This window comes from Mesorhizobium sp. M5C.F.Ca.IN.020.29.1.1, from assembly GCF_003997375.1.
GTDB classification, from domain to species: Bacteria; Pseudomonadota; Alphaproteobacteria; order Rhizobiales; family Rhizobiaceae; genus Mesorhizobium; species Mesorhizobium wenxiniae.
The window spans coordinates 1-4454 of the sequence record NZ_RZSW01000523.1; the positions used below are offsets into that span (position 1 = coordinate 1).

The following is a 4454-nucleotide window of genomic DNA, read 5'->3' on the forward strand; positions in this document are numbered from 1 at the left end:
GGTGAGGAAAGTCCGGGCTCCATGGAGACACGGTGCCGGTTAATGGCCGGCGGGGGCGACCCTAGGGAAAGTGCCACAGAAAGCAAACCGCCACGGTTTTACCGTGGTAAGGGTGAAAGGGTGGGGTAAGAGCCCACCGCGCGACTGGCAACAGGAGCGGCACGGTAAACCCCACCGGGAGCAAGACCGAATAGGGACGGTGCGAGGGGAAACCCTCGAGGGCTGTTTCCGGCTCACCGTCCGGGTAGGTTGCGTGAGGTGCATGGCAACATGCGCCCAAGATGAATGGCCGCCACGTTCTCGCGCCGCAAAGGGCGAGGGCCATACAGAACCCGGCTTACAGGCCAGCTGGCAATTTCTTCCAGATACTACAAGGACATCCCCTGATATCAGCAGGTTGCGTCATCGGGCGCCTGCTGGTTCAGGCGCTTTACTACTGAACCGGCTTTGATGGGCAGTGGGCGTATCAAGCGTTTCTTGAAGTCGGTGCGATTAATCGTACCATATAGGCGCGGGCAATATCAGGAGCGCATCATGGGTCAGGTCGACAAACGCAGCATCACGCTTTCGCCGGAACTGGCGGCGGCGGTCGACGTTGTGGTCGCCGCCGGCGAATATGCTCGGCGAGCGAGGTGATCCGCGACGCGCTCAGGCAATGGAAGGACCGCCGCGACCTGCACGGCTATACGGTCGAGGAGTTGCGCAAGCTGGTGCAGGAGGGAATTGACAGCGGACCGGGTCGGTTTGCGTCGATCGACGAAATCAAGGCCGAAGCGCGCAGACGATTGAAATCCGATAACGCGGCATGAATTTGCTGCCCATCATCCGAACTGCAATGCAGAAGAGGATTTGATCGCGACCTGGCCCCATGTCGCGCGAGACGACGAGGCTGTAGCGGACCGGCTGCTCGACCGGAAGCCCGCTGGCGGCAACTGGCGACTTATCCCTTCTCAGGCGCACCGCGCGAAGACATTCGCCCGGCATCCGCCATCTGGTCGTCGGCGAGTATCTCACCTTGTATCGTGTCAGCGAGGATGCAGTCGAGATCCTGCGCGGGCTGCATGGCCGGCGCAATATCGAAGCCGACGATCTGGCTCCGTGATCGATCCGTTCAGCCGCCGATGCCGTCCAGCGACGCTTCGATCGCCTGCCAAAGCTCTTCCACCGGTTCGCAGCCGACCGACAGGCGAACGAAGCCGGGCGGAACAGCGTCTCCTCTTTTTGCTCGCCGTTCCGCCGACGTATGCACGCCTCCGAACGACGTCGCCGCCTGCATCAATAAGCAGTTGTTGATGAAATCCTCGGCCTTGTCCTCCGATGCCAGCACAAACGAGATGAGAAAGCCGAAGCGCTCCATCTGGGCGCGGGCGAGATTGTGCGAAGGGTCGCCTACCAGACCCGGAAAGCGCAAGCCGCTGATCGCACGATGGCTCTCCAGACGCCGCGCTATCACCTCGGCGGAAGAACACATGCGGTCGAAACGCACGTCGAGCGTTTCCAAGCCGCGATGCACAAGCCACGCCTCGAACGGCCCGGGAATGGCGCCCGATGTCTCGCGCCAGCCGGACACGGCGGCGATGATGTCGGCATTGCGGCTGGCGACATGGCCGAACAGCACGTCGGAATGGCCATTGGGTGCCTTGGTGTCGGCGGCAATAACGATGTCGGCGCCGAGATCGAGCGGGCGTTGGCCGAAGGGCGTCATTGTCGTGTTGTCGACCACCAGAATCGCCCCCGCTTTGTGCGCCGCTTCGGCGACAGCCGTAATGTCGCAGATATCCAGTCCCGGATTGGCGGGAGTTTCGACGAAGGCCAGTCGATATCCATCGAAGCCGCCGTCGAGGAAAGTTGATGTCGGCCGGACATCGTAGGCGACGCCGAAAGGTTTTAGGAAACCCTCCGCCAGGGCCCGCGTGGTGTGATAACCGTCTGACGGCAGCAGGATACGGTCGCCAGCTTTGAGCAATCCAAAAAACACCGCCGAGATTGCAGCCATTCCAGAGGGGAAGGCGACGCATGGCGCCCCTTCCAGATGCGCCAGCATGTGTTCGACCGCGTCCCAGGTCGGATTGCTGAAGCGGCCATATTGATCGAACCCGGTGGCGTCGCCGGGTGCGTGAAAAATGGCGGCCATAGTTAGCGGCAGGGGAATTGGGTCGCCCATGGCAAGCCTGCCGCGACGCAGATGGGGAAGTGCCGCGGCGCGCGATCTGGCTGTTTCGGACATGGATTTCAACCTTGTTTCTGATCGAGAAAAGAATCTGTTTCTGACCGGGAAAAGACGGGCTGACGCTATGCGCGGCGGCGATCCGCGGCAAGCCGCCTCCGGTAGGCCAGGCGCTCTAAACGCTTCGTTAGGCTTAATGGAGGATAAAGACGGGAGTGCCGTCAGAGCTGCTCTCATCGGTTGTGGCGCGCGCGTTTGTGAAGCCTATTCCCGTTGACGCCCATAGCGCCCCATGATATCCCATTTCGATATTCAAGCCTTCGTTCCGCGTCAGGGTGAAGCGTACGCCAATCGGGCAGCCGCGGCGGCTGCGCGTTCGCCTGTTTTCGCCTTTCAGAACGAAGTGAGTTTTGGGCAGGGACCGTGCCGCGGCGGCGCGGGCGGCAAGATGCAGAGGGGTGCGGCGGCGCAAGCGGCCGTAACGCGTAATGGACCGGTTTCTGTCAAGCGCGGTGAACAGGATCGATGCGAAGGGGCGGGTGTCCGTTCCAGCGCATTTCCGTGCGGTTGTGCAGAAACGCGGCTATTCGGAACTCTATGCGCTGCGCTGCCTGGACCGTCCGGCGATGGATGTCGGCGGGCTCGACCTGCTCGACCGCTACGAGCAGCGCATCGCGCGGGAAGATCCTTTCCTGCAGGCGGCGGACGACATGTCGTTCTTCTGCCATGGCGATGGAACCTTTCTCAAGCTCGATCAGGACGGCCGCATCTCGATGACCGATTTCATCCGCGAGCACACCGGCATTTCCGCGGAAGCAGCGTTTGTCGGCCGCGGCAATTTCTTTCAGATCTGGGAACCTGGACGGCTCGCCGCCTATGGGGCGGAAGCACGCGCCCGGCTTTTGCAGCTTCGGCAGGGGACGAAGCCTGGGGAGCGGCCGGAATGATGGCGGGCTACGGCGATGACCCTCACGCCGCTGGCGGACCGGCCCGTCACATTCCGGTCCTCCTTGCCGAAGTGCTGGAGGCGCTTTCGCCTAAAGCGGGCGAGGTGATCGTCGACGGCACCTTCGGCGCCGGCGGCTACACCAAAGCCATCCTGGCATGCGGCGCCTCGGTCGTCGCCATCGACCGCGATCCGGATGCGATTGCTACCGGTCGTGCCCTCGAACAACAATCGGGCGGCAAGCTCCGGCTTGTTCAGGCGTCATTCTCGACGTTGGACGAGCATGTCGAAAGCGCCGAGGGTGTCGTGCTCGACATCGGCATCTCATCCATGCAGATCGACCAGGCGGAGCGCGGTTTTTCGTTCCGGGCCGACGGACCGCTCGATATGCGCATGGCCCAGGCTGGTCTCAGCGCCGCCGATGTCGTCAACAGCTTCAAAGTGGGCGACCTTGCCCGCATCTTCGGGTTCCTTGGCGAAGAGCGCCATGCCGGCCGCATCGCCCGCATGATCGAAAGCCGTCGCGAAAAACATGCGTTCGAGCGCACGCTAGACCTTGCCGATGCCATCGAGACGCATGTCGGCCGCGCGCCGAAGGACAAGATCCATCCGGCGACCCGCGTCTTCCAGGCGCTGCGCATTTTCGTTAACGACGAACTCGGCGAACTGGCCAAAGCGCTGTTTGCGGCTGAACGCGTGCTGAAACCGGGCGGGCGGCTGGCTGTCGTGACGTTCCACTCCCTGGAAGACCGTATCGTCAAACGCTTCATCGCTGATCGCGCCGATGCGGCATCCGGATCCCGGCACCTGCCCGAGGCGCAGGCGCGCAGCGCCACCTTCAAAAAGGTGGGCAGCGGCGTGACGCCCGATGAGGCCGAGATATCAGCCAATCCGCGGGCGCGCTCGGCAAGGCTGCGCGCTGCGATCCGCACCGACGCACCGCCGCGCACCGGCGACTTTTCGATTTTCGGGCTTCCAAAGCTTCCTGAGCCAAAACTTCCCGGCGTGAATCGGCCGGGAGAGAGGTGAGCACGTGTTTCGTACCAGCGACATAGTCCTGATCGCCGTCATGGTTTCGGCTGCGGCCTTGACCTACAAGACCAAGCGCGAGGCCGAAGAACAATTGGCGGCGGTGCACAAGATCCAGGCGCAGATCCGCTACGAGGAGGATACGATCGATCTCCTGAAAGCGGACTGGAGCCTGCTGACCCAGCCGTCGCGCCTGCAAAAGCTGGCCGAGATCTATAGATCGCAACTCGAGCTCGAGCCGGTCAGCGCCCGCCAGATCATCGGGCTGGACGATCTGCCGGCAAAACCCCTCACCATCGAGGACCTTTCGTC

Annotated in this window: 4 protein-coding genes, 1 other RNA gene and 1 pseudogene; 5 read left to right on the plus strand and 1 reads right to left on the minus strand. The window is 62.6% G+C overall.

From position 1 onward, the window contains the following. Together rnpB and EOA85_RS28740 are read left to right on the plus strand one after the other, a co-directional pair. Nucleotides 1-356, plus strand: an RNA gene (rnpB, locus tag EOA85_RS28735) — RNase P RNA component class A; the annotation flags it as partial. Between the two features lie 178 nt (nucleotides 357-534). After that, nucleotides 535-809: pseudogene (locus EOA85_RS28740) on the plus strand (type II toxin-antitoxin system ParD family antitoxin). 302 nt (nucleotides 810-1111) lie between these two features. Here EOA85_RS28740 and EOA85_RS28750 read toward each other — a convergent pair. Beyond that, nucleotides 1112-2227 carry a cystathionine gamma-lyase gene (locus EOA85_RS28750; protein ID WP_127212008.1) on the minus strand — a complete coding sequence of 372 codons (1116 nt, stop codon included), beginning with the start codon at nucleotides 2225-2227 and terminating at the stop codon, nucleotides 1112-1114. Between the two features lie 428 nt (nucleotides 2228-2655). On the opposite strand from EOA85_RS28750, the gene mraZ reads away from it, so the two are divergent. From mraZ to EOA85_RS28765, 3 genes are all read left to right on the plus strand, one after another. Further along, entirely contained in the window at nucleotides 2656-3114 is a 459-nt protein-coding gene (gene mraZ / locus EOA85_RS28755) for a division/cell wall cluster transcriptional repressor MraZ (protein ID WP_127212009.1), read from the plus strand. Continuing rightward, nucleotides 3111-4142 (plus strand): 16S rRNA (cytosine(1402)-N(4))-methyltransferase RsmH, encoded by a 1032-nt coding sequence (gene rsmH, locus EOA85_RS28760; protein ID WP_127212010.1) that lies wholly within the window; start codon nucleotides 3111-3113, stop codon nucleotides 4140-4142. The genes mraZ and rsmH overlap by 4 nt, the downstream gene beginning before the upstream one ends. Nucleotides 4143-4146: 4 nt before the next feature. Next, a partial coding sequence (locus tag EOA85_RS28765) for a hypothetical protein (RefSeq protein WP_127212011.1) occupies nucleotides 4147-4454 on the plus strand: 308 nt, incomplete at its 3' end.